Source organism: Escherichia sp. HH26CH (genome assembly GCF_009820205.1).
GTDB classification, from domain to species: Bacteria; Pseudomonadota; Gammaproteobacteria; order Enterobacterales; family Enterobacteriaceae; genus Escherichia; species Escherichia coli_F.
The window spans coordinates 186,133-212,360 of record NZ_VNXM01000039.1 but is presented as its reverse complement, the minus strand read 5'-3'; the positions used below and the strand labels follow the sequence as shown (position 1 = coordinate 212,360).

Here is a 26,228-nt window from a genome sequence, read left to right as displayed (position 1 = left end):
TTTCCAGTAAGTATTCTGGAGGCTGCATCCATGACACAGGCAAACCTGAGCGAAACCCTGTTCAAACCCCGCTTTAAACATCCTGAAACCTCGACGCTAGTCCGCCGCTTTAATCACGGCGCACAACCGCCTGTGCAGTCGGCCCTTGATGGTAAAACCATCCCCCACTGGTATCGCATGATAAACCGTCTGATGTGGATCTGGCGCGGCATTGACCCACGTGAAATCCTCGACGTTCAGGCGCGTATTGTGATGAGCGATGCTGAACGTACCGACGATGATTTATACGATACGGTGATTGGCTACCGCGGCGGCAACTGGATTTATGAGTGGGCCACCCAGGCGATGGTGTGGCAACAAAAAGCCTGTGCGGAAGAAGATCCACAACTCAGTGGTCGTCACTGGCTGCATGCGGCCACGTTATACAACATTGCCGCCTATCCTCATCTGAAAGGGGATGACCTGGCCGAGCAAGCGCAGGCTTTGTCAAACCGTGCCTATGAAGAGGCCGCCCAACGTCTGCCGGGCACGATGCGGCAGATGGAGTTTACCGTACCAGGCGGTGCGCCCATCACCGGCTTTTTGCATATGCCGAAAGGCGATGGCCCGTTCCCGACGGTATTAATGTGTGGTGGTCTGGATGCGATGCAGACGGATTATTACAGTCTGTATGAACGTTATTTTGCCCCGCGCGGCATTGCGATGCTGACTATTGATATGCCGTCGGTGGGCTTTTCTTCAAAATGGAAGCTCACCCAGGACTCCAGCCTGTTGCATCAGCACGTCTTAAAGGCGCTGCCTAACGTCCCGTGGGTGGATCACACCCGTGTCGCGGCCTTTGGTTTCCGTTTTGGCGCTAACGTTGCTGTGCGTCTGGCATATCTTGAATCGCCGCGTCTGAAAGCGGTTGCCTGTCTTGGTCCGGTAGTTCATACCCTGTTGAGTGATTTTAAGTGCCAGCAACAGGTGCCGGAAATGTATCTTGACGTTCTGGCGAGTCGTTTGGGGATGCATGATGCTTCCGATGAAGCGTTGCGTGTGGAACTGAATCGTTATTCATTAAAAGTGCAAGGATTGCTGGGCCGTCGCTGCCCAACGCCAATGTTATCAGGCTACTGGAAGAACGATCCGTTCAGCCCGGAAGAGGACTCACGCTTAATCACCTCATCATCTGCTGATGGTAAATTGTTAGAGATTCCATTTAATCCGGTGTATCGGAATTTTGACAAAGGTCTTCAGGAAATCACGAGCTGGATCGAAAAACGATTGTGTTAAAAATTTGCTAAATTTTACCAGTTTGGTAAAACAGGTGCATCACAACAGGAGATCGCAATGACGTTACCGAGTGGACACCCGAAGAGCAGATTGATCAAAAAATTTACCGCACTAGGCCCCTATATTCGTGAAGGTAAGTGCGAAGATAATCGATTCTTTTTCGATTGTCTGGCTGTATGCGTCAACGTGAAACCAGCGCCGGAAGTGCGTGAGTTCTGGGGTTGGTGGATGGAGCTTGAAGCGCAGGAATCCCGTTTTACTTACAGCTACCAGTTTGGTCTGTTCGATAAAGCAGGCGACTGGAAGAACGTTCCGGTAAAAGATGCCGAAGTGGTTGAGCGACTGGAACATACCCTGCGTGAGTTTCATGAGAAGCTGCGTGAACTGCTGACGACACTGAATCTGAAGCTGGAACCGGCGGATGATTTTCGTGATGAACCGGTGAAGTTAACCGCGTGAGTGAAAAGTGCCGGATGCGCCGCATCCGGCAATCTCCATTAAAACTGATAGGTCATCCCAACCGCGACAATATCATCATTATTAATATTTAATTTGTTATCGCTGTCCAGTTGGTTGATTTTATAATCAACAAACGCTGACATATTTTTGTTGAAATAATATGTAGCACCGACATCAATATAATTGACCAGATCCTCATCACCGATGCCCTCAATATCTTTCCCTTTCGATAAGACATAACCCAGCGATGGACGCAGGCCAAAGTCGAATTGGTATTGAGCGACTGCTTCAAAGTTCTGCGTCTTATTGGCAAAGCCGCCAGAGATTGGCGTCATTTTACGCGTTTCAGAATAGAAAGTTGCCAGGTAAATATTATTGGCATCGTATTTCAGGCCTGTTGCCCATGCTTCTGCACGCTTGCCCGTGCCACGGCTTTGCAGGTTCTGCTCGTTGGTGCGATCGGAGTTGGTATAGGCCCCACTAATGGCAAAATCGCTGCCGCCAAAGTCATATGTCAATGACGTGCCGAAGCCATCACCGTTTTGCTTTTTAACGTCGCGGTTTTCGTTTTTTCCTTGATATTGCAGGGTTAAGTTCAGACCATCGATAACGCCGAAGAAGTCGGTGTTCCGATACGTTGCCAGACCGCTGGCGCGTTTGGTCATAAAGTTGTCGGTCTGCGCGGAGGAATCGCCGCCGAATTCCGGGAACATATCGGTCCAGGCTTCCACGTCATACAGCGCCCCCAGGTTACGACCATAGTCGAAAGAACCCAAATCTTTATATTTCAACCCGGCAAAGGCAAGACGCGTTTTTTGCTGAGCAGTATCACTCTCTGCTTTATTTCCGGCAAACTCTGCTTCCCAGCGACCATAACCGGTCAGTTGATCGTTAATTTGTGTTTCGCCTTTAAAACCAAAACGGATATAACTTTGGTCGCCATCTTTACTGTCATTATCGCTCATATAATGCATGGCTTTAACTTTGCCATAGATATCCAGTTTATTACCGTCTTTGTTATATATTTCTGCGGCCTGTACGGATGCCGATGCCACAATGCCCATCACCACTAATGCCAGAGTGCTCTTTTTCATTTTCATTCCTGATTTTAATTAACGCGCGAATATTCAGCGGGAGAGCCCCGTTGAAAACAGGAAAGTTTTTAACCTGAGATTGTTAAAGATATATTACAGATTAATGATATTCTTAAAATGTGGTAATTTATTAAATCTGTAATAAAAGCGTAAACAACTGCCGCTACGCTTGCTGATCCCGCGCAACAAAACGCCATGCTTTGCTTGCAGATGGTTGGCAACCGGCGACAGTCCTGCTAAAACGTTCGTTTGATATCATTTTCCCTAAAATTGAATGGCAGAGAATCATGAGTGACAGCCAGACGCTGGTGGTAAAACTCGGCACCAGTGTGCTAACAGGCGGATCGCGCCGCCTGAACCGTGCCCATATCGTTGAACTTGTTCGCCAGTGTGCGCAGCTACATGCCGCCGGGCATCGGATTGTAATTGTGACGTCGGGGGCGATTGCCGCCGGACGTGAGCACCTGGGTTACCCGGAACTGCCAGCGACTATCGCCTCGAAACAACTTCTGGCGGCGGTAGGGCAGAGTCGACTGATTCAACTGTGGGAACAGCTGTTTTCGATTTATGGTATTCACGTCGGACAGATGCTGCTAACTCGTGCTGATATGGAGGACCGTGAACGCTTCCTGAACGCCCGCGACACCTTGCGTGCACTGCTCGATAACAACATCGTTCCGGTAATCAATGAGAACGATGCTGTCGCAACTGCAGAGATTAAAGTCGGCGATAACGATAACCTTTCGGCTCTGGCGGCGATTCTGGCAGGTGCCGATAAACTGTTGTTGCTGACCGATCAAAAAGGTTTGTATACCGCTGACCCGCGTAGCAATCCGCAGGCAGAACTGATTAAAGATGTGTACGGCATTGATGACGCACTGCGCGCGATTGCTGGTGACAGCGTTTCAGGTCTTGGAACCGGCGGCATGAGCACTAAATTGCAGGCCGCTGACGTGGCTTGCCGTGCGGGTATCGACACCATTATTGCCGCGGGCAGTAAGCCGGGTGTCATTGGTGATGTGATGGAAGGTATTTCCGTCGGTACGCTGTTCCATGCTCAGGCGACTCCGCTTGAAAACCGCAAACGTTGGATTTTCGGTGCGCCGCCTGCGGGTGAAATCACGGTAGATGAAGGGGCAACCGCCGCCATTCTTGAACGCGGCAGCTCCCTGTTGCCGAAAGGCATTAAAAGCGTAACCGGCAACTTCTCGCGTGGTGAAGTCATTCGCATTTGCAACCTCGAAGGTCGCGATATCGCCCACGGCGTCAGTCGTTACAACAGCGATGCATTACGCCGTATTGCCGGACACCACTCGCAAGAAATTGATGCAATACTGGGATATGAATACGGCCCGGTTGCCGTTCACCGTGATGACATGATTACCCGTTAAGGAGCAGGCCGATGCTGGAAAAAATGGGCATTGCCGCGAAGCAAGCCTCGTATAAATTAGCGCAACTCTCCAGCCGCGAAAAAAATCGCGTGCTGGAAAAAATCGCCGATGAACTGGAAGCACAAAGCGAAAGCATCCTCAATGCTAACGCCCAGGATGTTGCTGACGCGCGTGCCAATGGCCTTAGCGAAGCGATGCTTGACCGCCTGGCACTGACGCCCGCACGGCTGAAAAGCATTGCCGATGATGTGCGCCAGGTATGTAACCTCGCCGATCCAGTGGGGCAGGTAATTGATGGCGGGGTGCTGGACAGCGGCCTGCGTCTGGAGCGTCGTCGCGTACCGCTGGGGGTAATTGGCGTGATTTATGAAGCGCGCCCGAACGTGACGGTAGATGTCGCTTCGCTGTGCCTGAAAACAGGTAACGCGGTGATCCTGCGCGGCGGCAAAGAAACGTGTCGCACTAACGCGGCAACGGTGGCGGTGATTCAGGACGCCCTGAAATCCTGCGGTTTACCGGCGGGTGCCGTGCAGGCGATTGATAATCCTGACCGTGCGCTGGTCAGTGAACTGCTGCGTATGGATAAATACATCGACATGCTGATCCCACGCGGCGGGGCTGGGTTGCATAAACTGTGCCGCGAGCAGTCGACGATTCCGGTAATCACAGGTGGTATAGGCGTATGCCATATTTACGTTGATGAAAGTGCAGAGATCGCTGAAGCATTGAAAGTGATTGTCAACGCGAAAACTCAGCGCCCGAGCACGTGTAATACGGTAGAAACGTTGCTGGTAAATAAAAACATCGCAGATAGCTTCCTGCCCGCATTAAGCAAGCAAATGGCGGAAAGCGGCGTGACATTACACGCTGACGCAACTGCGCTGGCGCAGTTGCAGGCAGGCCCCGCGAAGGTGGTGGCTGTTAAAGCCGAAGAGTATGACGATGAGTTCCTGTCATTAGACTTGAACGTCAAAATCGTCAGCGATCTTGACGATGCCATCGCCCATATTCGTGAACACGGCACGCAACATTCCGATGCGATCCTGACCCGCGATATGCGCAATGCCCAGCGTTTTGTCAACGAAGTGGATTCCTCCGCTGTTTACGTTAACGCCTCTACGCGTTTTACCGACGGCGGCCAGTTTGGTCTGGGGGCGGAAGTTGCGGTAAGCACACAAAAACTCCACGCGCGCGGCCCAATGGGGCTGGAAGCTCTGACCACCTACAAGTGGATCGGCATTGGTGATTACACCATTCGTGCATAAATAAAACCGGGTGATGCAAAAGTAGCCATTTGATTCACAAGGCCATTGACGCATCGCCCGGTTAGTTTTAACCTTGTCCACCGTGATTCACGTTCGTGAACATGTCCTTTCAGGGCCGATATAGCTCAGTTGGTAGAGCAGCGCATTCGTAATGCGAAGGTCGTAGGTTCGACTCCTATTATCGGCACCATTCAAACATCTCCCCAAGTCTACTAAAGTCTTTCAAAACCCCTTATAATCCGCGTATTAAAGCCCCGTTCGTCTTTTGACGTCTACTAAAGTCCCTCAAAATCTACGGCCAGATGGGGGTACTTATGGGGGTATTTGCTGTTCGGTTTAGTGGAGGTACCCCCAAGTGAAACTCAATGCCCGTCAAATAGACACAGCCAAGCCAAAAGAGAAGGCTTACAAGCTGGCCGATGGTGGCGGTTTGTATCTCTTGGTAAAACCTAATGGAGGTAAATACTGGCGACTTAAATATCGTGTAGCTGGTAAAGAGAAGCTATTGGCACTAGGTGTGTATCCTGAGGTTACTCTAGCCGATGCTCGGGCAAAACGTGAAGATGCGAAAAGAGGTATCGCTGGTGGTATCGATCCGATGGAAGCGAAACGAGAGGAAAAGATTGCCCGGGAAACGCAGTTAAACAACACCTTCAAAGATATTGCCCTTGAGTGGCACAGCAGCAAATTAAAAAAATGGTCTGCTGGTTATGCTTCAGACATCCTCGAAGCCTTCAACAAAGATGTGTTCCCTTACATTGGCAAAAAACCAATCGCCGAAATCAAACCACTTGAACTTCTGAATGTGCTGCGGCGCATCGAGGGGCGAGGTGCTACAGAAAAAGCCAAAAAAGTGAGGCAGCGGTGCGGGGAAGTTTTCCGCTATGCAATAGTCACTGGTCGCGCAGAGTATAACCCTGCACCAGACCTTACTAGCGCGATGCAAGGCCATGAATCTAATCATTACCCTTTCCTTACAGCCAAAGAATTACCTGATTTTTTCAAGGCATTGTCCAGTTACTCAGGAAGCGCATTGGTTGTTATGGCGGCTCGTCTACTGATTATCACCGGCTTGCGAACTGGCGAACTACGTGGCGCATTATGGGATGAAATTGATTTCAACAAGGCTATCTGGGAGATACCCGCTTCACGTATGAAAATGCGGCGGCCTCATATTGTGCCATTGTCTGAGCAGGCTCTTTCGCTTATTGGGAAGATTAGAGAAATAACAGGCAATTACCCTCTTATGTTTCCCGGGCGCAATGATCCAAGGAAAACAATGAGTGAGGCCAGCATAAACCAAGTGTTTAAGCGCATTGGCTACGCTGGACGTGTAACTGGTCATGGGTTCCGGCACACTATGAGTACGATTTTGCATGAGCAGGGCTATAACACTGCGTGGATAGAAACACAGCTCGCTCACGTTGATAAGAACTCAATTCGTGGCACATACAACCATGCGCAATATCTGGATGGAAGGCGGGAGATGCTTCAATGGTATGCCGACTATATGGATTCTCTCGAGCATGGCGGAAATGTGGTGCATATGGTGTTTGAAAAACACGCATGAAACAACTGGACAAGTGTACAGAGGTTTACTAAAGTATAGGGGAGTAGATTGATAAAAACTCACAGAGGATTGCTATTTAACAGTTAGCCCTGGAGAAGGGCAATCGCTCTTTTATAAACGAAGGTGTATTGAGCCTTCTACGCTGCTGAAAAGCGGAATGTTCTTTAACAGGCTTTGGCGCTGACAAAGCGCAATTGTTCTTTAAAACTACTGGATGTCACGCCTAATAGCGTGATCCTGCCGAAATGCAGGGTAGCTCTACCCTTGTGGAGCAAACAAACCAAAACAATCTGACTATCTTTTATAAAAGACCGCAATATGTTTTTCATATTGTGGTCTTTGGCGTATTCGACATTTGACGCAAATAAAACTCTCGCCATTCGTTGCAGGAGGGGGTTATTGCGTCATTAGTACAGGATATTAATAAATGGCTAATTACAATTCATTAATTCGTCTCTCTGAAGTTCAAAGGCGAACTGGTTATAGCAAAGCATGGATTTATCGTCTTATTAGTCAGGGGAGATTCCCTAAACAGGTAAAAATTGGAAGTCGGGCTATTGCTTTTGTTGAGTCTGAAATAGATGAATGGATTGAGAAGTGTATATTAGAATCTAGAGACGAGGTGGCCTGATGGAAAAGAAAAACCGCCCATTACAGGCGGCTAATTCAGATATTCGCGTATCTGATATTACGCCCCTTACAAAATCCCTTCAAGCACCAAAGCGCACACCGAAAAAGCATCGTGCCCGAGTCTATATGCTGCGTACTGGTATAGAGGGATGGACAGAAAACGACATTCTTCGCTACTGCCGTCTGTCTTCTGGTCGTAACTATGCAACAGAGTTAGAACGCCAGCTTGGAATCACTCTGGAGCGTATCGACGAAAAGAATCCTGATGGTATCGGAACACACCTTCGCTACCGTTTCTCCTGCCGTGGTGATGTTCTGAAAGTGATCACTCATATTAACCATCTTGCGAACATAAATGATCACAACGGACTTTCTCAGCAGGAAATTGCCGACATTCTGAAACTCTACCCGGACGCGTTTAACGCCGCTTAACGGAGACTGAAAATGAACATCGAAAAAAGCAGATTAATTTCTGAGGCCGCCCCTCATCTGAACGCCTCTCTGAGCACAATTAACGGTAATGAATTTGCCGCAATTGTCCCGGTTATTCCTGGTCATATCGGTGGGCGTGAAACCAATATTGTTAGCGCAAAAGCGTTACACAAAGCGTTGGGCGTGGGAAAAGACTTCTCTACATGGATCACTGATCGCATCTCTGAATATGACTTCACCATTGGGCACGATTACTCAGTCCATAAAACTATTTCCCCAAATTTGGGGAAAAGCCCGAATGGCGCGGCTTACAGCAAGATTAAGCAGTCTGGCAGACCCGGCAAAGACTATCTGTTAAGTGTCGGAATGGCGAAAGAACTGGCAATGATCGAACGCAATGATCAGGGTCGCGCTATCCGCCGTTATTTCATCCAGTGCGAGGAAGAATTACAGCGTAGCGTTCCTGAAATCGCCGCCCGCTATCGTCGCCAGCTAAAAGCCCGTATCAGTGCCGCAAACAACTTTAAGCCAATGTGCGATGCGCTGAATATGGCCCGTGCCGAGCAGGGGAAAACGACGCAGCAACACCACTACACAAACGAGAGCAATATGATTTCTCGTATCGTTCTTGGTGGGCTAACTGCTAAGCAGTGGGCGCGGATAAATGGCTATTCTGGCGAACCTCGCGACCATATGAACGCAGAACAGCTTGAGCACCTCTCATATCTCGAAAGCACCAATATCACGTTAATTGATATGGGCATGGAATATGAGCAGCGCAAAGGAGAACTCACCCGCCTGTCGCAACGCTGGCTCGCTAAGCGTCTGGAGGCGGTCCATGTTTAAGCCGACAGGAACATCACAACCTCAAAAACGCTACAAAGATGCCCACGGAGCACTCGTTACTGTCGAAAGCGTGTCTCACAACCAAGTGACGTTTTATCGCGACGGGTATCAATCGCCATGCGTACAACCGCTGGCACGTTTCATGAAGGAGTTCGCGGAGGTTAACAAATGCTAACCGCTCAGAAGAAGATATTTTCACTGGCTGGCATGTCGCCAAAATCCAGCAATATGACGGCAAAATCAGGCATTAATACAGCAGATACAAGCAAAGTTTATCATTTGCTGGTGGTAGGAGCGGATGCCTTAACTATGTCAGAAATCACGGTCGATGGTGTTAGCGTTGAGAAGGTCAGCAGCTGTGCCAGAGAATTTCTGGTCGTAGATGGCTTTCTCTGCTCGCGTAGTGACTCCACAAAAACCTTCGTCCACACGCGCGACGTTAACGAAATGAGCGCGATGTATTGTGCATCTGGTGCTTCCAATAGTGAGTTTTCGGAGTCCATAAAAAAGAGCTTGCCGTTATGCGGCAACACGGTTTATGGTTATAAGGCACCTCATAAAACGGGTGCCGGGTTTCGCAGCCCGGAAATGTACGAGGCGACACATGACGCGCCGAGCGTCTTTTTTTGTGCCGTTAGCCAGACTCACACTTTTTTCAGTGATGCGGTTATAATCCGCGTCGCTTGCAAAATTATGGTGGGCTGGACAGGGCAGCCGAAAGGCTGGCCGGTTTCCTTGTACGCCGGTACTGCGAACTCTGTTCAGTCCACCACCAGCGAGTTTCGCAGCTCCGGTGGTGGGAAGAATTCCCAGTACAAGGAGGCTGCCACATGCTGGCTACTACCCCTACCCAAAAACCGCAATTTATCTGGATTATCGCCGCAGTTCGCCGCGATTGCCCGACAATTACCGCCAAAATTCATCATATTGCTGCCGAGTCTGAACGCGATGCTCGCCGTTCTCTGGTGCGCGATCACGTCTGCTTTTTTGCTGGTCGTATCCGCATGGAGGTGGCACATGATTAAAACCTACGATGTGCATATGGATCCCCTCGAACGCACAAGCCAGATCATCACACTGACAGAAGTGATTAATGACATTCTGGTGAGCAACTCTCCCTCACGAGACGAAAAACTGAAGGCGTTACTCGCGATATTGGATCTCGCCGTTCGTGACGTTCATTTCCTGCTGGAAGGTGGCGAAATGCCAGGAAAAACGGGGGCAACCAATGAATAACTCAATTAATGCCCCTCGACTTACGTCCGCACTTCAATTAATCGAGCAAGCAGCGGCTGTCCTGGTTGCTGTCAGTCTTTCGGCTGAAGAAATGGACGCTGCTGATGTCGTGGATGCGATTAAAGCGTGCTCATCTTTGGTTAACGATGCTCGTGCAGAGCTGGTAATTCTTGGGGGTGAAAAATGAATATCAACTTAATTTATCGTCATCCGTGTGAGCTGGAAATTGAATCATTGCTGAGCCGTGAAGAGCCATATCCAGACACATTCACTCTTGCAGATCGCACGACTGAACGGCTTACCAGAGCGCGCACAGGTCTGGTTCATGTGATGAATGAGATTCTTCCATCGGTGGGAGGGGAACAGGCGGCAGTAATCACTAGCTGGCTACAAAAAGTTACCTCTCTGATAGATATCAGTTTAATCGATGCGGAGAGTGCGAAATGACCAACATCCAGCTCATTGAAGCACAATGTCGCATCGAACAGGTTCAGACTGTTTTAGGGTTCTGGCTTGAAGGGGCCAGCCCCAGCAACAGAGACAAGTTAATGATTGGCGCGGTTATGTCACTGCTCAATGGCGTACCAGAAGCTATTCAGGAAGCAGACGAATTGTTGGGCAAATATGAGTTACAGAATCATTCAGGCGAGGCGAAACATGAATAATTTCTTAACTTTCCATGCAGAAGCAACGCCTGACGGCGTAAACATCATGTACCGCAGCAACGATGGAATGACAGAACGCGTTGAGGCCGTCTCATATATTGATGCCGTAAATCGTCTGGATGCCGGGGATTATGACGATAAACCAGATGAAGGTATGTCAATACATCTCGCTATAGCCGATGGCGGCAACCAGGGATATTTCGATTACACATCACAGCATAACGTCATTATGTGGAGATGGCTGATCGCAACAGTATTCATGCTGGAAATGAGAGAGGAAAACGGCACTGTCAGCATCATTGATGATACTGGCAATCCTTCCGAAGTGGCTGTTTATTCCAACGGCATCGTCGCCATGCCGCTGTATCCAGTAGCAGAGCGCCTCGCTATGGCAAACAACATTGAGGGCGCGATGATAGAACGTTTTGGCATCGAGTCTGGCACAGAACGCGCCATCATTTTCTACAGAGCCATGATGGATGTGGAACAAGGAGCACTGACTCCATTTGGTCGTGAAACGCTTGCTGAACTTCACAACAGCTTTATAGCTGAACTGAATGAAAACGGCATGCCAGCGGAACCAGTGACGCACTGAGGATGGAACCATGATTACTAAAAATTTCCGACTGAATGCGCTGGCAAATAAGTATGCGTCGGCACTGTATAACCACATTACCTCCACCAGCGGCGGGGACTATTTCATGGTTGATGCGGACGGCGAGGCCGTCCGTGTGGAAATCGTCAATGGAGTAAAAGGCGTTCGCAGCCTGATCGATAGCTACACACTAGCAGCCATGAAAGTGTTCTACCCGCAGTGGGAAACCGTGGGGATCGAGCTTCTTGATCGTTGCGTCACTAAGGACGGATTGACTGACGTCGGGCGTGAGATATGGCAAAGCATGGTTAATGACATGGGCGCAACTGTAGCGGGAGGTTCTCATGCGTGAAAATGCAGAAATGGCGCTTAGCTCCGCAATCGGAGAGCAGGTGGCAAAGATTGCTGGTGCTGTGTGGATTCATAACCTTCATTCTACTGGTGAAGAGAAAATGGCAATTCAGACGCCAGAGGGACGCACCATTACTACATCTCTGAAGCCGTCAGATGTTTGTGATCTGATTTGCGCATTCATGTACCCAGCAATGAGGACTGCCCACGGCGATAAGTGGAAACTTGCGACAACCGCTGAATTTGATATGTGGCTAAACAATGATGGCATGCTGACTGATTACGGAATAACCAAGTGGCAGATGCTGGTTAGCCATATCGCAAACGCTATAGACCACGTGGGGTACGGTGATGCGAAACATTGATCTTATCCGTCAGGTTATCAGTGCGTCTGAAAACAACTGGCCTCATGTGCTGGGCTGCCTGAACATAAATGTCCCTGACTCTCCGCGCCGTCATGCTCCCTGCCCTGCATGTGGGGGCAAAGATCGATTCCGGTTCGATGACAACGGGCGCGGTAGCTTCATCTGTAATCAGTGCGGCGCTGGTGATGGGCTGGATTTAATTAAACGCGTAAATAACTGCGACACAACAGAGGCGGCGCTTCTTGCCGCTGATGTTCTGGGTATTGATTACCGGACAACGGAAACACCAGAAGCCACCAGCCAGAAACGGGAACAACTGGAAACCGAGCGCCAGCGACGCGAACAGGAGCGCCTGAAAAGGGCAGAGAAGGACGAACAACAAAGACGGGATACGTTTTCCCGTCAGTTTGATGACATGCGCAGAAAGGCTGTAAACGGCAAATCTGATTATCTGGTTGCGAAAGGGGTAGGTGATTTTACATTCCCCGTGTTGCCCGATGGATCTCTGTTGCTGGCGCTGGTGGATAAATCCGGCGCAGTCACAGCAGCACAGACAATTACCTCACATGGTGAAAAAAGACTCCTGACAGGTTCAGCAAAGCGGGGGGCATATCACGCCATAAACGCACCAGAAACAACACAGAGCATCTTAATCGCAGAAGGGCTGGCAACGGCATTATCTGCCCATTTAATTCGTCCAGAGGCGCTGACAGTGGCGGCGATTGATGCCGGGAACCTGTTATATGTCGCCCAGGTACTGCGGGATAAATTTCCTTCAGCACAAATCATCATTGCTGCGGATAACGACCACAGCGAAGGAAGACAAAACACGGGGAGAATAGCAGCAGAAAAAGCAGCTTTATCTGTTTCTGGATGGGTGGCATTACCCCCGACAGATCACAAAGCAGACTGGAATGATTACCACCAAAAACACGGCATTAAATGCGCCACAGAAGCGTTCAATAAATCAATGTACCAACCACAGGGTAATGGCGTGAAACAGGAGCCACAGACCATTGAAGGAAGCGATTTTAAGGTTATGGATACCGACCCACTGAAACCAAGAATAGAAAGCCGCGAGGATGGTATTTATTGGGTATCTCCGAGAGCTGACAGCCAGAGTGGAGAAATCATCAATAACGAAAGCTGGTTATGTTCTCCGTTAAGCGTTATCGGTACTGGCAGAGACGATAAAGACCAGTATCTCATTCTGCGCTGGCTGTCGTTTGGTTCTGAAACGCCGACAACCGCTGCCATTCCACTGGCTGATATTGGTGAACGTGAAGGATGGCGCACACTTAAAGCTGGTGGGGTAAATGTCACGACCAAAAGCAGCCTCAGAGCAATACTGGCAGACTGGCTACAACGCAGTGGCTCTCGTGAATTGTGGCGTGTTGCTCATGCCACTGGCTGGCAATGCGGAGCGTACATCATGCCTGATGGGGAAATCATCGGAACACCTGAAAATCCTGTGCTGTTCAGCGGGAGAAGCTCAGCCGCAGCCGGATATACCGTCTCAGGGAGCGCGAAAAGCTGGCGTGATAACGTGGCGCGTCTGGCCTTTGGTAACTATTCAATGATGACCGGGATCGGCGCAGCACTGGCAGCGCCATTGATTGGGCTGGTGGGCGCTGACGGGTTCGGCATTCATTTCTATGAGCAGTCGAGCGCAGGTAAGACCACCACGGCAAACGTGGCGAGCAGCTTATACGGCAACCCTGATTTACTGCGGCTGACGTGGTACGGAACCGCGCTGGGGCTGGCAAATGAGGCCGCCGCCCACAATGATGGATTAATGCCGCTTGATGAAGTTGGTCAGGGCGCTGATCCTGTCAGCGTTTCACAGTCTGCCTATGCGTTATTTAACGGTGTAGGGAAACTGCAAGGCGCTAAAGACGGTGGAAACCGGGATCTAAAACGCTGGCGTACAGTGGCAATCAGCACCGGAGAAATGGATTTAGAAACATTTATCGCTACTTCCGGGCGAAAAACTAAAGCCGGGCAACTGGTGCGACTGCTGAATATTCCGTTGAGTAAAGCAGTACGCTTTCACGATTATCAGAACGGAAAACAGCACGCAGACGCACTGAAAGACGCTTACCAGCATCACCATGGCGCAGCCGGGCGTGAGTGGATTAAATGGCTGGCAGACCACCAGCAACAGGCAATTAAAACTGTTCGTGACTGCGAAAGCAGATGGAGAAGTCTGATCCCATCCGATTATGGTGAGCAGGTTCACCGTGTAGCCGCGCGATTTGCCATTCTGGAGGGCGCATTGCTGTTAGGCGAGGTTGTAACAGGCTGGGATGCTCAGATATGCCGTGATGCGATACAGCACAGCTATAACGCATGGTTGCGCGAGTTCGGCACAGGTAACAAAGAACATCAGCAGATTATTGAACAAACGGAGGCATTTCTTAATGCCTATGGGCTTAGCCGTTTTGCACCATTTCCATACAGCCCGGCAGATTTGCCCATCAAAGATTTAGCCGGATACCGTCAGCGTGGAGAACATGACGAAAGCCCAATGATTTTCTACACATTCCCGGCCACATTTGAAAAGGAGATCGCATGTGGTTTCAACGCAAAACAGTTTGCTGAAGTGTTGAAAAAAGCCGGGATGCTAACCCCACCAAACAGCGGTCGTGGATACCAAAGAAAATCACCACGTATTCAGGGACGACAAATAAACGTTTATGTACTCAATTACCAGCCGGGAGATTATAACTCATCTGAAGAATGAGCTTCTTCATGTGCGTAGAAAAGGTGTTGGTTCAGTTGGTTCAGTTGGTTCAATTTGTAAAGAGTATTGTTTTATAAGGATTTTATTCTTTTTATTGAACCAACACTGAACCAACAATACGGTATTTTGAACCAACACAATGTGACTGAATTGATGCGCACAACACCTGGCTGGCATCAGAGAGTGTTTTACGAGACTTTCGTAAAATCCTGTGTACAAGGGCGTGACGTTTTTGAAAGTGAGCACTACGAAATTTTCGTAGTTCAGAAAACAGGCCCTGAGAAGTTGTTATGCCTGTTCAGCAAACCATCCGCATAGCTGATCGCGAATCAAATTACCAATGGAGCCAGAAGTAAGGGCAGAACTGAAAAGCGCCTGCCGTGAAGAGTAATGCGACACCATAAATATAGTTTTTAGAGTCCATAAAAAACCTGTCAAAACCTGACACACAGAACGATGCCACCAGCTACTGATCGGTGGCATTTTTTTGTGCTATTTGTTTCATATTTTGCAATTACGATGATGAATATTGCGATTTGTGAAACTATAATAACTGTTGTTTTATACAGTTCTAAGGGGGCGTTATGGCTGTTTCAGTAAAGCCGGTATTGATAAGTGAGAAGCAAATGGAAGCGATAAAGAAAATTCAGGAAGAGCAGCGTAAAAAATCAGGAATTGGAGTAGCGCCAACTCTGCATGAAATTGCACGAGGGTTAATAGATAAGGCGCTGGCAGGCTGTATGTGAAAATGGATGGCATCGCATGGAACTAAAATTTATTGATAACCCTGTGCGATTACAGGCCTTTCTTAACGAGCCTGGCAATACCGAAAATATTGTTGAGCCGGGGCACACGTACTACATCAAGCCTGATGCGGTATATCTCGGCATCTACGAAGGATTAGTGCTGGCCGGCGTTCATGAAGTGCGTAACTTCTGGCATAGCGTTGTTGAATGCCATGCGGTGTACGACCCCGGATTCCGTGGTGAATATGCACTGCAAGGTCATCGATTATTCTGCAAATGGCTTCTCGAAAACTCACCATTCCTTAACAGCGTCACCATGGTTCCTGACACAACGAAATACGGACGGTCAATTATCCGTTTGCTTGGCGCTACCCGTGTTGGTCACCTGGCCGATGCATATATCAGATGTGGTAAGCCAGTCGGCGTAACGCTTTATCAGTTAACGCGGCAACAATATAAGGAACTCAGCGAATGTTAATTACCCATATAGCTCATAAACATCTCAATCGTGCCGTATACGAAAAAGGCGGTGATGGTGGTGCCTCTAAAGCCCAGGCGAAAGCCCAGCAGCAGGCAATTGATTTGCAGCGCGAGCAGTGGAATACGGTGATGAATAATCTCAAGCCGTATGCAGAAGTCGGATTGCCTGCTTTACAACAACTACAAGGACTGATGACTCTGGAAGGGCAGAATAAAGCCGCGAATGATTTCTTTGGTTCTGGTTTATATAAAACACAGGCAGATCAGGCCCGTTATCAGAACCTTGTCTCAGCAGAAGCTACCGGGGGGCTTGGCTCAACAGCTACCAGTAACCAGTTATCTTCCATTGCGCCCATGCTTTATAACAATTGGCTCAGTGGGCAAATGCAAAATTATGGAAACCTGCTAAATGTCGGGATGAATGCGGCATCAGGGCAGGCAACAGCAGGGCAAAACTACGCCAATAATACCGGACAACTCTTGCAGGGGCTTGGCGCTATTCGTGCAGGTCAGGCGCAGCAGCCATCCAGTCTTGCGCGTGGTATTGGTGGGGCGGCATCAGGCGCTTTAGCGGGTGCGCAACTTGGTTCCGTTGTTCCGGGTATAGGTAATGTCGCCGGGGCTATTGGTGGTGGGCTTATTGGTCTTGTTGGGGGGCTTGGATTCTAATGGCGACATGGCAACTTGGCGGGCTGCCTGGCATGGCACCGCAAAATGATAATGCTCCTCGTTCTTCCGTTCCTCAGCCTGTGCAGTATCAGCAGCAGCCAAACGTAGGTTTAATGGCGCTACAGGGGCTAAGAGGCGTTGCTGAGATTAATCAGCAGGCACGTCAACAACAGCGTAAAGCAGAGTTTCAGAAAGCATATGCCGGGGCTTTTGAGTCTGGAGACAGAAACAAAATGCGCAGTCTTATTTCTGAGTATCCAGAAGAATTTGAAAGCGTTCAGAAAGGGATGGGCTTTATTGATGACGACCAGAGAAATTCTATTGGTCATCTTGCGACTAGTGCTCAAATCGCATCTTCGCTCGGAACTGGGGCATTTGGAAAATTCATAGCAGATAACGAAGATGAAATGCGTCGCTTGGGAATTTCTCCTGAGTCTGTTGCCGAAATGCATGTTAATGATCCACAGGAATTCCAGCGGCTTGCTGGTAGTATGGCACTGTTTTCTCTCGGTCATGAGAAGTACTTCGATATCAAAGATCGAATGGAAGGTCGGGATATTGAGCGTGGCAAGTTGGCAGAGACAATCCGCAGCAATCAGGCTGGAGAGGCGCTTCAGGCGAGAGGGCAGGATATTAGCCGAGCAAATGCGTTAACGTCAGCATATGCACCAACAGCCGCAATGCAGAATTACAATCAGTACGCGCAAATGTTAAAGGCGGATCCAGAGGGGGCAGCGGCATTTGCGGCAGCGGCTGGAATTAATACAAACGCCAAAAAATTAATGAGTGTTAGGGAAAACGATGATGGCACTGTCACAAAATACTACACAGACGGAAGTGAAGAGCAGGGAAAACTAAACCAGCCAATATCTGGAGATGGGTTTCGTCCAATAGCTTTGCCAACAGCTCAAAAGATCATGGAAAAGTCGCCAGAAGGGGCTAAAAAAGTTGCTGGATTTGCATACAGAGTTAGGGATGCTCTTGATTCAATGGATACACTGAAAGGCCAGCTTAGCCCACAGCGAGTGGCGATCATTAATAATGCTTTGGGTAATGGGACGCTGGCTAACTTAACGCTCAGCCCAACAGAGCAGCAATACGTTGTTAATGCTAATGACGCAATAATGGCAATACTCCGTCAGGAAACAGGGGCAGCAATCGTACCTGCTGAAATGTCAAAATATTATCAAATGTATTTCCCTCAGCCTGGCGACTCCACAAAAACCATTGATACCAAGCGCCGGAAGATGGAAAACCAGTTCAATTCGCTGAAAGCTGCTTCTGGTCGAGCTTATGATGCTTTGCGTGTTATTTCAGCAGTTGACAGAGGAACTTCTTCTTCGTCGCAGACATTGCCGCAATCTGAGCAGGTATCACAGCCAGCAGCCAGCAGTAATTTTTCTTCACTATGGGGTGATTAATGGCTAAAGCATGGAAAGATGTTATCGCCTCTCCACAGTATCAGGCGTTAGCACCAGAACAAAAAGTGCAGGCTCAGGAGCAATACTTCAATGAAGTCGTGGCCCCACAAGCCGGAGAAAGTGTAGAGCAGGCTAAGCAGGCTTTTTATGCTGCCTATCCACTACCATCAACGAATGAAATAGACAGATCCCAATCAGCAACTCAAAATATTCAACATACATCATCTGATAATTCTCTTGCGTCAGGGTATGCAAAGTTAGCTACTCAGCAAAGAGAGGGGCTTGAGCGTTCAGCAGAACAGGGAGCCAGTCTTGGGGCTGCGATGCGCGATGCTATAACAGGCGAAAGCCGAATGACTCCAGAGATGGAGAGACTGCAAAATGTCGCCTCTGCCCCAGAATTGAACTCACTAAGCATGGATGCCCTGAAGGCTGGATGGTCTCAACTTTTCGGCTCTGACGCGTCTCAGGAAAAGATTCTTCAGGGAATGGGGGCGACATTAAGGCAGGATGAGAAGGGGAATACTATCGTTTCTCTTCCATCAGGTGATTATGCCCTGAACAAGCCGGGTTTATCACCGCAAGACCTGACTTCGTTTCTTGCTAATGCGTTGGCGTTTACACCAGCGGGCAGGGCTGGAACGGTGCTTGGTGCCATAGGAAAATCAGCAGCTACAGATTTAGCACTACAGGGAGCCACCAGCCTTGCTGGTGGAGAAGATATTGATCCGTTACAAACGGTAATTTCTGCTGGCATTGGTGGTATTGGTAAGGGGCTGGAAAATACAGCGAGTGCGGTTTCGAGGGCTGTTCGTGGTGATATGTCTCCTGAAGCAAAGGCTGCTGTCGACTTTGCATCGGAAAGAAATCTGCCGTTAATGACCAGTGACATGCTGAAAGATAAAACCTTTATGCAGAGTCAGGCTCAGACATTAGGCGAAAGAGTTCCTTTTTTTGGAACCGGTAAGAATCGACTGAATCAACAACAAGCACGAGAAAATTTAGTCAGAACATTTAGCGATGGTCTGGGTAGCATTTCTGATAAACAGCTTTATGAATCTGCGACTAAAGGGCAACAAAAATTCATTGAGGCAGCAGGAAAGCGATATAACCGCATAATTGACGCTATGGGGGATACCCCTGTCGATCTCTCAAACACGGTAAAAACTATCGACAATCAGATTGCCGTGTTAAGCCGCCCTGGCAAATCTCAGGATAGAGCCGCGGTAAAAGTCTTGCAGCAATTTAAAGACGATATCACCAGCGGACCAAATGACCTGCGTCTGGCGAGGGAAAACAGAACCGATCTTCGAAAGCGATTTATAGCGTCATCTGACACTGTTGATAAAGATACGCTACAGAAAGCCAGCGATATTATCTACAAGGCATATACGGCGGATATGAAAAAAGCCGTAGCCAAAAATCTTGGAGCAGACGAAGCCATTAATATGGCAAGGGTTGATCGCTCATGGTCTAAATTCAATGACATGATGGGAAGAACACGCGTTCAAAAGGCAATAGCCAGCGGCAAGTCCACGCCTGAGGATGTAACAAAACTCGTTTTTAGCCAAAGCCCATCAGAACGTTCTCAGCTTTACAGGCTTCTGGATGACAATGGTAGGCAAAACGCACGAGCAGCCATAGTTCAGAATGCTGTAGATAAGGCGACTGATCCGTCTGGAAATATCAGTGTTGAGAAGTTTATTAATGCGTTACACCGGAACAGGAAGCAATCAGCAACTTTCTTTAAAGGCGTACATGGAAAGGAACTGGACGGCGTTATTAAATACCTCAACGATACAAGACACGCGGCAAAAGCGAACGTTCAAAACTTAAATGGTCAGCAACTTTATGGATTGTTAGTTGGTGGTGGCATCATAAACGCAGCAGTATTGGCGGGGATGCTAAAAACGGCTGCGTTTGTTGTTCCTGCTGCTGGTGCCGTAGGCGGAGCAGCGAAGGCATACGAAAGCCCTGTTATACGAAATGCCTTGTTACGTCTGGCAAATACGCCAAAAGGTAGCACAGCATATGACAGAGCGATCAGTACGGTCACACAATCGCTCACCAGAGTCGCACAGGCATCACAAAAAGAAGCTCAATAACTGGTTAGCCACGGATGGCTAATTTTTGTTCTTTGCTCTCATCCACAGGTAAAGAAGGGCAAGAACAAGACAAAAAACAGAGAATAGATAACCTACCTCATATGGTGCGCCAAAAAAATTAGCTATTGATACGGGCAAAAAAGCTGAAGCGATCAAAATTGAAAGGCAAAAAATAAGCCCAGTAATATAGTTTATTAAATTCTTAAATGAGAAATGTTTTGCTTGATTTACGGTCTTAGCGAATGATCGCTTAACGACGGATAAAAGCAAATAGATGGCGACAGTTGCTAATGCCCCTTTCCACCAATCTGGATATAGTTTTGCGACAATCAGACCAAGGAAAACCATGATGACAGCCTGAGCATTCACACCAACCCTCCCTTTAGCGTTGTTTAGAATGGCAATCATCATATATCCAAGACATGGCATTTGGTACATAGCTTGGGTCGGGATTTCAAATCCGATCCCCGTTGATGGGGCCGTTACAGTACGCGCATATCCGCTTTATGTGAAACAGGAAGATTTTTCTGATATCACTGCCACAGCAAAACACCAATTTCGAGACAAGTACGCGCGCGAGGGGTATCAGTTGCAAAAAATTTTGCAACTACGTCCGACCAGTATGCACACGATGGCGGAGGGATACCATAAAACTGTTCTCTACATGAGACAGAGTGGTGGTGATGTGTTGATTATCGGCGTATATGCGCACAGGACGCGCTATGACGATGTTTTATGCGGGTACACCAATCCCATGTATCTGGTGTGATAAATCGCGTTACATGACCTCTCATGTTGTGCTGGTGGTTATCACGACGTTCTGAATCTGGCCTTTGCCTGGTATTTTGCGACAAGTACGCGCGCGTAGCATCGAAATAATCGGATGGCGTATGCTGCTGGTAATATGAAGACCGATAGCATTAACCGTAAGGAGAAAGACTTCTCGATAACGGCAAGATCGCGGCAAGGGGGCTGAATTGCGAGGCGAGATTAAGCAACTGTCTTGAACGTAAAAATCATGGAGCAACATGATGGTACGATTCATTCCATTCTTCGTTCTTTCTGAGCATTGCGTTCAGGCTTAGTCAAAATTAGTGTTGCGAGCGGACCTATTAGTAATTGTTAGTGCGATGCGCCTGTTATGGATTGTTATGGTTGTGGCAGGCCTGATTAATATCCAGTATGACCACCAGCTATGAGAGGCCACCTCAGTGGTTCGCAGTTGCAGGTTTGCACTCAGGTTCGCAGGGTTTTGGCTACTTTCACGTGCGAACCTGCAGAATTGCAAAGGACAACTAAGTCCTCTGGCCAACTCCCGGTTTATGAGCGACACAGTCCGCCTGGCGCATCGTTTTCGTCGAGTGCGCCCATCAGCTTGTCCATGGACTATCCACCACTCGATATTAAAGCTAATCATTGGTTGCCAGCCCGCGAATCAAGTTTGTTCTGGATCCAAGCTTCAACCTCCTCAAGCGACCATCTAGCTGATCTACCAATTTTAACTGGCTGTGGAAACGTGCCCGTCTTAACCCATGAGTAGATTGCCGTTTTCTTGAAGCCCGTTCTGAGCATAACTTCGCTTAATTTGATAAGGCGCATAGAGGCTCCTCTGCTTTAGATTAAGCATAGTGACAATCTGGCTTTGGCGGTATCCAAAAGCGAGGTATCCATGTTGGTATCCACCAAAACGCTGTTTACCAAAAAAGTTACCACCGGAACAGGACATTTTGAGCTGTAACTTAACACATAGCATATGGAGTTCACGCATAGACTTCACGCACAACGGCTCCGGCCAGTGAAGAATCACCCTGGCTGGCAATATAATGCCGATCACCATCAGAGGGGGATCCATGACACCACGAGAAATCGAGCTGCTGACCATTGCCAAGCTGGAGCATGACGGCCACCAGCTCAGCCCGGCAGAACTGCGGGAATTAAGGCGCCAGCTGGCAGAGGGCCCTGTAATAGCCAGGCGGTACCGCGAAATGATGACCAGCCCCGCATATCGCTGGAGCAAACCAGCGCCGCTCCGTGCGCGGTGAGCAGCACCTAACCAGCACTAGACAAGCCCTGTGCTGGTGGATGTCCCTCATAATTAGCGGTTTTTAAACAGCGTGTTGGTTCACGGCCTCTTTTTGTTGGTTCAAAAATGGGGTGTGTTGGTTCACTTTTTGCGAATAATTCTTTTAAAAACAATACTCTTTACAAATTGAACCAACTGAACCAACTGAACCAACACCTTTTTGCTTATCTATATAGTCTGAGAGGCAGAAATGATAAGGGACAGGAAAGCTGAAGATCTGGAGTCAAAAGGGCTATACCGGAGAGCTGCCGCACGATGGGCAGAAATCATGATGCTGGCAGATGGCGATAAAGAACGTGAACATGCAGCAAACAGACGCTCTGAATGTATCCGTAAGGCGGCACGCCAACCAGCAACTACAGACAGATTCGGAGATTTAAGACAGGCAGTTAAGCGAACTCATTCGGCTCTTGGTATGGATGAGGAAGCGAGAGGGTACTTCAGGCGTTATCGCGATAAAGATTGCCAGAGACAGTAATGCTCTCTCTGTTTTGGCAAATTACCCCTCACTTTGAAGGGATCGGAGCTATAAAAATGGTGTTATCCGGCTTCCTCAAATTGAGGTTTCCGAAAATATCAGCGGGTTAGCGATTAATCTGGCGAGTAATTAAACTGCGAAAATTTCGTAGGGGGTTACGAAAATTTCGTAGGTCTACTCATGGTTTAGGCTTACTTTCCCGACATCCCCCAATGGGTGGGGGCGAAATAATCAATGGGTTAGGCTTACCTCCCCCATTTCCTGCATTGCAGGTTTTCGAAAGAATCAATGGGTTAGGTCATCGTGCAAATTTGCACTCTGACAGCCAACGCAATTTCTCGTTGGCGGAAATATCAGGTATTTACTGAACGAACGGTCTACCCGCCTGTTCAACTACCAGTTGTACATGGCTGCTTTATGTGCAAATGGTGGTGAGAGAAAATTGTTTGGGGGTACTTTTGGGGGTATCTTCAAAGGTGTAATTGGAAAATATCTTTATATATCAATGTATTTTTATTGTTTGTTTTGTTCCTATTATCGCACCATTAAAATCAATAAGTTACCTCACATTCAATTACACCACGCCTTTCTCCTGTGCCATATTTCTGCCATTGTAACCCTGGCAATTTCTCAAAATACTGTTCTGACATCAGGCAGTGCAGGTGCAGACATTTAAGCCAATTGCTGCCGCCATTCCTTGACGTGGTCAATCAGGGCGCGGAGCTTTGGTGCAATATTGCGACGCTGTGGGAAATACAGATAGAAGCCCGGAAATTGTGGAAGAAAGTCATCAAGCAGCGATACAAGCTTACCGCTTTCAATATATGGCCTGAACGTTTCCTGAGTGGCAATTGTTATTCCTCCGCCGGCAAGAGCCAGCCTCAACATCAGACGCAGATCATTCGTCGTAATCTGCGGTTCAATCGCAAGGTCGAAAGCTCTACCGTTTTCTTCAAATGGCCAGCGATAAGGCGCAACCTCCGGGGACTGACGCCAGCCGATACACTTATGATTCACAAGTTCGCGCGGATGAACAGGTGTGCTGTTGGCTGCGAGATAGGAGGGAGAGGCAACGACCATTTCACGCTGCTTACCGGTAAGGGGAACAGCAATCATGTCTTTTTCAATGACCTCTCCGAGCCTTACGCCAGCATCGTAACCTGCGGCAACGATATCGAATTCCTCATCCGTGACAACAATATCAAGCGTAACGGCTGGATTGGCAGCTGCAAACGAAGCGATTAGCGGACCTGAAAGAAATTCTTCTGCTATCGACGTCACCGCGATTCTGAGATGTCCACGTGGTACATGGTCAGAGACCATCTCTTCGAACGCTGCCTCAATACCGGATAAAGGTAATGACAACGATTTATGCAGCCGTTCTCCCGTTTCCGTCAAATTAACTGAGCGCGTGGTCCGCATTACAAGCATTGTCCCGAATGCATCTTCAAGACGTCTTATTCCCTGACTGACCGCTGAACGGGTAACGCCCAGTCGTGCGGCGGCTTTACTGAAATTACTCTCTTCTGCTACCGCGATAAAAATGGGTAAAAGATTAAGATCGATTTTCATTGTTTAATGCCGCTAACCATTGAGTACATTGAAAGCAGGATACTGGAACCAATCATAAAGTTCTATTATCTCTCCGAACACATTTGAAGGAGAACGTAATGGATAAGGTCATATTAATCACCGGCGCATCAAGTGGTATTGGGGAAGGTATTGCCAGAGAGCTGGGAACGACAGGTGCAAAGGTTTTACTGGGAGCACGCAGACTTGAGCGTATCGAAGCCATTGCAAAAGAAATCTGCCGCGCAGGAGGAATTGCTAAAGCGCGGGAGTTGGATGTCACAGACCGACAGTCCATGGCAGATTTCGTGCAAGCAGCGCTGGATAGCTGGGGGCGAGTTGATGTTCTTATCAATAATGCGGGCGTTATGCCGCTTTCACCGCTTGCAGCAGGAAAACAAAATGAATGGGAGCTCACTATTGACGTGAATATCAAAGGCGTACTTTGGGGAATTGGCGCTGTACTTCCGGTGATGGAAGCACAGGGTTCCGGTCAGATAATCAATCTTGGTTCTATTGGTGCCCTTTCTGTTGTGCCCACAGGCGCAGTCTATTGCGCATCAAAATTTGCAGTACGGGCTATTTCTGATGGCTTACGGCAGGAAAGCTCGAAAATCCGTGTGACCTGCGTAAATCCTGGGGTTGTAGAAAGTGAACTGGCTTCAACCATTACCCATGTGGAAACCATGAAGTCAATGAACGCCTACCGTTCTGTTGCACTTCAACCCGCGGATATTGCCCGTGCTGTAAGGCATATTATTGAATCTCCCGAAAGCGTTGATACAACCGAAATTACCATCAGACCTACTGCATCTGCAAACTGAAGAATAACTTTTATATTCACGTTTTATTAAATAGGTCGGGAGGAAAATTTATATCCACCTGTTTTGCATAGCAAGATGCATTATGTATTGCTCACCCCGAAGGAGATGAAGGTTTAATTACAGAAGGAGTGTTTTCTCTTGGAGTAAATATGACTCATGTTTAATACCTATGTATATAAAACTCACCCTCTCAATTGTCAGGAGAATTAACGTGAATACTATCTGTTCTTTAATTGTTGTGGTTACACTGTCTTTATTATCATTCAGTAGCGTCGCCAAAACGATTACTGCCGTCGGTTCAACCATTAACAGCACTGAAAAAGAAATTTCTTTACAGGCAGAAAAACAAGGGAAATCATATAAAATTCTGGGCGCGTTTTTTAAGAACAGAGTTTATATGATAGCAAAGTTAACACCAGTCAGTAAAAATGATGCTTCATAAGGCTCATGGTATAATTTGTAAGACATGATCAAGAAGCACGTCTATTGACTCAAAATTGTCATTTGTCAGGCAATGGAATACCTGACAAATGACGCTATCCCAATCTATTTTACCAGTCGTTCTGCTAATTCTACCGATGCTTCGGTCTGGAGTGGTAGAGTAATATTGGACACAGTTTTATTTTCTCTCTTTTTCGAGGGATGTATATGATCAGGAAGAATACATCCCTAAGCGGTTAATGCTGGCGTAATCAATAGACCAGCATTAATCACGGATGATTACCAATCAGACAGAAATGGTTAAATCGTCGAATTCATAATTAATACTTTTTCTTACGCCGCTGAACAGCTTGAAAAGGATATATATTTTAAATATCAGTGAAGTAAATAGTTTATTGCCGTTATTAATAGAGATGGAGGAATAAATAGGCGTATTCTACTATTGCAAAAAAAACAACGATATTGATCGGTTTTCATAATGAAGTAACCTGACAG

General features: G+C 48.0%; 30 protein-coding genes, 1 tRNA gene and 1 pseudogene. 26 read left to right on the top strand and 6 right to left on the bottom strand.

All coding sequences use genetic code 11. The features are described 5' to 3' along the window. Nucleotides 1-30: 30 nt before the first annotated feature. Nucleotides 31-1,275: an esterase FrsA gene (gene frsA / locus FQ015_RS13845; RefSeq protein WP_000189544.1), complete on the top strand. Its 1,245-nt coding sequence runs from the start codon at nucleotides 31-33 to the stop codon at nucleotides 1,273-1,275. Nucleotides 1,276-1,332: 57 nt separating this feature from the next. Continuing rightward, nucleotides 1,333-1,734, top strand: coding sequence for a sigma factor-binding protein Crl (crl, locus tag FQ015_RS13840; protein WP_000174675.1), 402 nt, complete (start codon nucleotides 1,333-1,335; stop codon nucleotides 1,732-1,734). Between the two features lie 38 nt (nucleotides 1,735-1,772). On the opposite strand, the gene phoE is transcribed toward crl, so the two are convergent. Beyond that, nucleotides 1,773-2,828 (bottom strand): phosphoporin PhoE, encoded by a 1,056-nt coding sequence (gene phoE / locus FQ015_RS13835; protein WP_000749856.1) that lies wholly within the window; start codon nucleotides 2,826-2,828, stop codon nucleotides 1,773-1,775. Between the two features lie 287 nt (nucleotides 2,829-3,115). On the opposite strand from phoE, the gene proB reads away from it, so the two are divergent. The 21 genes from proB to FQ015_RS13735 all read left to right on the top strand — a co-directional run bounded on the left by proB (nucleotide 3,116) and on the right by FQ015_RS13735 (nucleotide 20,338). Then, nucleotides 3,116-4,219 (top strand): glutamate 5-kinase, encoded by a 1,104-nt coding sequence (gene proB, locus FQ015_RS13830; protein WP_001285288.1) that lies wholly within the window; start codon nucleotides 3,116-3,118, stop codon nucleotides 4,217-4,219. Between the two features lie 11 nt (nucleotides 4,220-4,230). Further along, nucleotides 4,231-5,484: a glutamate-5-semialdehyde dehydrogenase gene (gene proA / locus FQ015_RS13825; RefSeq protein ID WP_160524178.1), complete on the top strand. Its 1,254-nt coding sequence runs from the start codon at nucleotides 4,231-4,233 to the stop codon at nucleotides 5,482-5,484. 114 nt (nucleotides 5,485-5,598) lie between these two features. After that, nucleotides 5,599-5,674 (top strand) — tRNA-Thr (locus FQ015_RS13820). Between the two features lie 165 nt (nucleotides 5,675-5,839). Beyond that, entirely contained in the window at nucleotides 5,840-7,054 is a 1,215-nt protein-coding gene (locus FQ015_RS13815) for a tyrosine-type recombinase/integrase (protein ID WP_000772643.1), read from the top strand. A gap of 427 nt (nucleotides 7,055-7,481) precedes the next feature. Further along, nucleotides 7,482-7,685, top strand: a complete 204-nt coding sequence (locus FQ015_RS13810; RefSeq protein ID WP_000035054.1) for a helix-turn-helix transcriptional regulator — start codon at nucleotides 7,482-7,484, stop codon at nucleotides 7,683-7,685. Then, entirely contained in the window at nucleotides 7,685-8,116 is a 432-nt protein-coding gene (locus FQ015_RS13805; RefSeq protein ID WP_000412531.1) for a hypothetical protein, read from the top strand. Before FQ015_RS13810 ends, FQ015_RS13805 begins: the two co-directional genes overlap by 1 nt. Nucleotides 8,117-8,128: 12 nt before the next feature. Continuing rightward, nucleotides 8,129-8,962, top strand: coding sequence for an antA/AntB antirepressor family protein (locus FQ015_RS13800; protein WP_001019378.1), 834 nt, complete (start codon nucleotides 8,129-8,131; stop codon nucleotides 8,960-8,962). Continuing rightward, nucleotides 8,955-9,137, top strand: a complete 183-nt coding sequence (locus FQ015_RS13795; protein WP_000476152.1) for a DUF4222 domain-containing protein — start codon at nucleotides 8,955-8,957, stop codon at nucleotides 9,135-9,137. Before FQ015_RS13800 ends, FQ015_RS13795 begins: the two co-directional genes overlap by 8 nt. After that, nucleotides 9,131-10,198, top strand: coding sequence for an ash family protein (locus FQ015_RS24720; RefSeq protein WP_025670700.1), 1,068 nt, complete (start codon nucleotides 9,131-9,133; stop codon nucleotides 10,196-10,198). The genes FQ015_RS13795 and FQ015_RS24720 overlap by 7 nt, the downstream gene beginning before the upstream one ends. Continuing rightward, nucleotides 10,191-10,385, top strand: coding sequence for a hypothetical protein (locus tag FQ015_RS13785; protein WP_001065661.1), 195 nt, complete (start codon nucleotides 10,191-10,193; stop codon nucleotides 10,383-10,385). Before FQ015_RS24720 ends, FQ015_RS13785 begins: the two co-directional genes overlap by 8 nt. Then, nucleotides 10,382-10,645, top strand: a complete 264-nt coding sequence (locus FQ015_RS13780; RefSeq protein ID WP_160524177.1) for a nicotinic acetylcholine receptor subunit beta — start codon at nucleotides 10,382-10,384, stop codon at nucleotides 10,643-10,645. Before FQ015_RS13785 ends, FQ015_RS13780 begins: the two co-directional genes overlap by 4 nt. Beyond that, nucleotides 10,642-10,863, top strand: a complete 222-nt coding sequence (locus FQ015_RS13775; protein WP_000181940.1) for a hypothetical protein — start codon at nucleotides 10,642-10,644, stop codon at nucleotides 10,861-10,863. The genes FQ015_RS13780 and FQ015_RS13775 overlap by 4 nt, the downstream gene beginning before the upstream one ends. Then, the gene (locus FQ015_RS13770; protein WP_001058743.1) at nucleotides 10,856-11,458 is read left to right on the top strand and encodes a hypothetical protein; all 603 of its coding nucleotides are present in this window, start codon (nucleotides 10,856-10,858) and stop codon (nucleotides 11,456-11,458) included. Before FQ015_RS13775 ends, FQ015_RS13770 begins: the two co-directional genes overlap by 8 nt. Before the next feature lie 10 nt (nucleotides 11,459-11,468). After that, the gene (locus FQ015_RS13765) at nucleotides 11,469-11,810 is read left to right on the top strand and encodes a hypothetical protein (RefSeq protein ID WP_000628966.1); all 342 of its coding nucleotides are present in this window, start codon (nucleotides 11,469-11,471) and stop codon (nucleotides 11,808-11,810) included. Next, nucleotides 11,803-12,174, top strand: coding sequence for a hypothetical protein (locus tag FQ015_RS13760; RefSeq protein ID WP_001208877.1), 372 nt, complete (start codon nucleotides 11,803-11,805; stop codon nucleotides 12,172-12,174). Before FQ015_RS13765 ends, FQ015_RS13760 begins: the two co-directional genes overlap by 8 nt. Further along, a complete protein-coding gene (locus tag FQ015_RS13755; RefSeq protein ID WP_001244107.1) occupies nucleotides 12,161-14,917 on the top strand; it encodes a TOPRIM and DUF927 domain-containing protein in 2,757 nt (918 codons plus the stop codon). The genes FQ015_RS13760 and FQ015_RS13755 overlap by 14 nt, the downstream gene beginning before the upstream one ends. A 584-nt stretch (nucleotides 14,918-15,501) precedes the next feature. Next, entirely contained in the window at nucleotides 15,502-15,663 is a 162-nt protein-coding gene (locus FQ015_RS23980; protein WP_000301365.1) for a hypothetical protein, read from the top strand. 16 nt (nucleotides 15,664-15,679) lie between these two features. Beyond that, on the top strand, nucleotides 15,680-16,141 hold the full coding sequence (locus FQ015_RS13750) for a DUF2824 family protein (protein WP_000420675.1): 462 nt from the start codon (nucleotides 15,680-15,682) through the stop codon (nucleotides 16,139-16,141). Next, a complete protein-coding gene (locus FQ015_RS13745) occupies nucleotides 16,135-16,812 on the top strand; it encodes a hypothetical protein (RefSeq protein WP_000909175.1) in 678 nt (225 codons plus the stop codon). Before FQ015_RS13750 ends, FQ015_RS13745 begins: the two co-directional genes overlap by 7 nt. Continuing rightward, nucleotides 16,812-18,233: a phage DNA ejection protein gene (locus FQ015_RS13740; protein WP_000246954.1), complete on the top strand. Its 1,422-nt coding sequence runs from the start codon at nucleotides 16,812-16,814 to the stop codon at nucleotides 18,231-18,233. The genes FQ015_RS13745 and FQ015_RS13740 overlap by 1 nt, the downstream gene beginning before the upstream one ends. Then, a complete protein-coding gene (locus tag FQ015_RS13735) occupies nucleotides 18,233-20,338 on the top strand; it encodes a hypothetical protein (protein ID WP_001029853.1) in 2,106 nt (701 codons plus the stop codon). Before FQ015_RS13740 ends, FQ015_RS13735 begins: the two co-directional genes overlap by 1 nt. An 18-nt stretch (nucleotides 20,339-20,356) precedes the next feature. Here the strand turns inward: FQ015_RS13735 and FQ015_RS13730 are convergent, their stop codons facing one another. The 3 genes from FQ015_RS13730 to FQ015_RS13720 all read right to left on the bottom strand — a co-directional run bounded on the left by FQ015_RS13730 (nucleotide 20,357) and on the right by FQ015_RS13720 (nucleotide 22,236). Continuing rightward, complete coding sequence (locus tag FQ015_RS13730; protein WP_000560497.1) at nucleotides 20,357-20,746, bottom strand: hypothetical protein; 390 nt, start codon at nucleotides 20,744-20,746, stop codon at nucleotides 20,357-20,359. Between the two features lie 1,005 nt (nucleotides 20,747-21,751). After that, a complete protein-coding gene (locus FQ015_RS13725; RefSeq protein ID WP_049066248.1) occupies nucleotides 21,752-21,910 on the bottom strand; it encodes a helix-turn-helix transcriptional regulator in 159 nt (52 codons plus the stop codon). A gap of 188 nt (nucleotides 21,911-22,098) precedes the next feature. Beyond that, on the bottom strand, nucleotides 22,099-22,236 hold the full coding sequence (locus FQ015_RS13720) for a hypothetical protein (protein WP_154670367.1): 138 nt from the start codon (nucleotides 22,234-22,236) through the stop codon (nucleotides 22,099-22,101). A 375-nt stretch (nucleotides 22,237-22,611) separates the two neighbouring features. On the opposite strand from FQ015_RS13720, the gene FQ015_RS13715 reads away from it, so the two are divergent. Beyond that, a complete protein-coding gene (locus FQ015_RS13715; protein WP_000617436.1) occupies nucleotides 22,612-22,899 on the top strand; it encodes a PerC family transcriptional regulator in 288 nt (95 codons plus the stop codon). A gap of 672 nt (nucleotides 22,900-23,571) precedes the next feature. On the opposite strand, the gene FQ015_RS13710 is transcribed toward FQ015_RS13715, so the two are convergent. Continuing rightward, nucleotides 23,572-24,471, bottom strand: coding sequence for a LysR family transcriptional regulator (locus FQ015_RS13710; RefSeq protein ID WP_039021680.1), 900 nt, complete (start codon nucleotides 24,469-24,471; stop codon nucleotides 23,572-23,574). A gap of 98 nt (nucleotides 24,472-24,569) precedes the next feature. Here FQ015_RS13710 and FQ015_RS13705 point away from each other — a divergent pair, with 98 nt between their 5' ends. Next, entirely contained in the window at nucleotides 24,570-25,292 is a 723-nt protein-coding gene (locus tag FQ015_RS13705) for an SDR family oxidoreductase (protein ID WP_160524176.1), read from the top strand. A 163-nt stretch (nucleotides 25,293-25,455) separates the two neighbouring features. Beyond that, nucleotides 25,456-25,734 (top strand): hypothetical protein, encoded by a 279-nt coding sequence (locus FQ015_RS13700; RefSeq protein ID WP_024166197.1) that lies wholly within the window; start codon nucleotides 25,456-25,458, stop codon nucleotides 25,732-25,734. 403 nt (nucleotides 25,735-26,137) lie between these two features. Here the strand turns inward: FQ015_RS13700 and ykgR are convergent. Further along, nucleotides 26,138-26,206: pseudogene (gene ykgR / locus FQ015_RS24620) on the bottom strand (small membrane protein YkgR); the annotation flags it as partial. Between the last annotated feature and the right edge of the window lie 22 nt (nucleotides 26,207-26,228).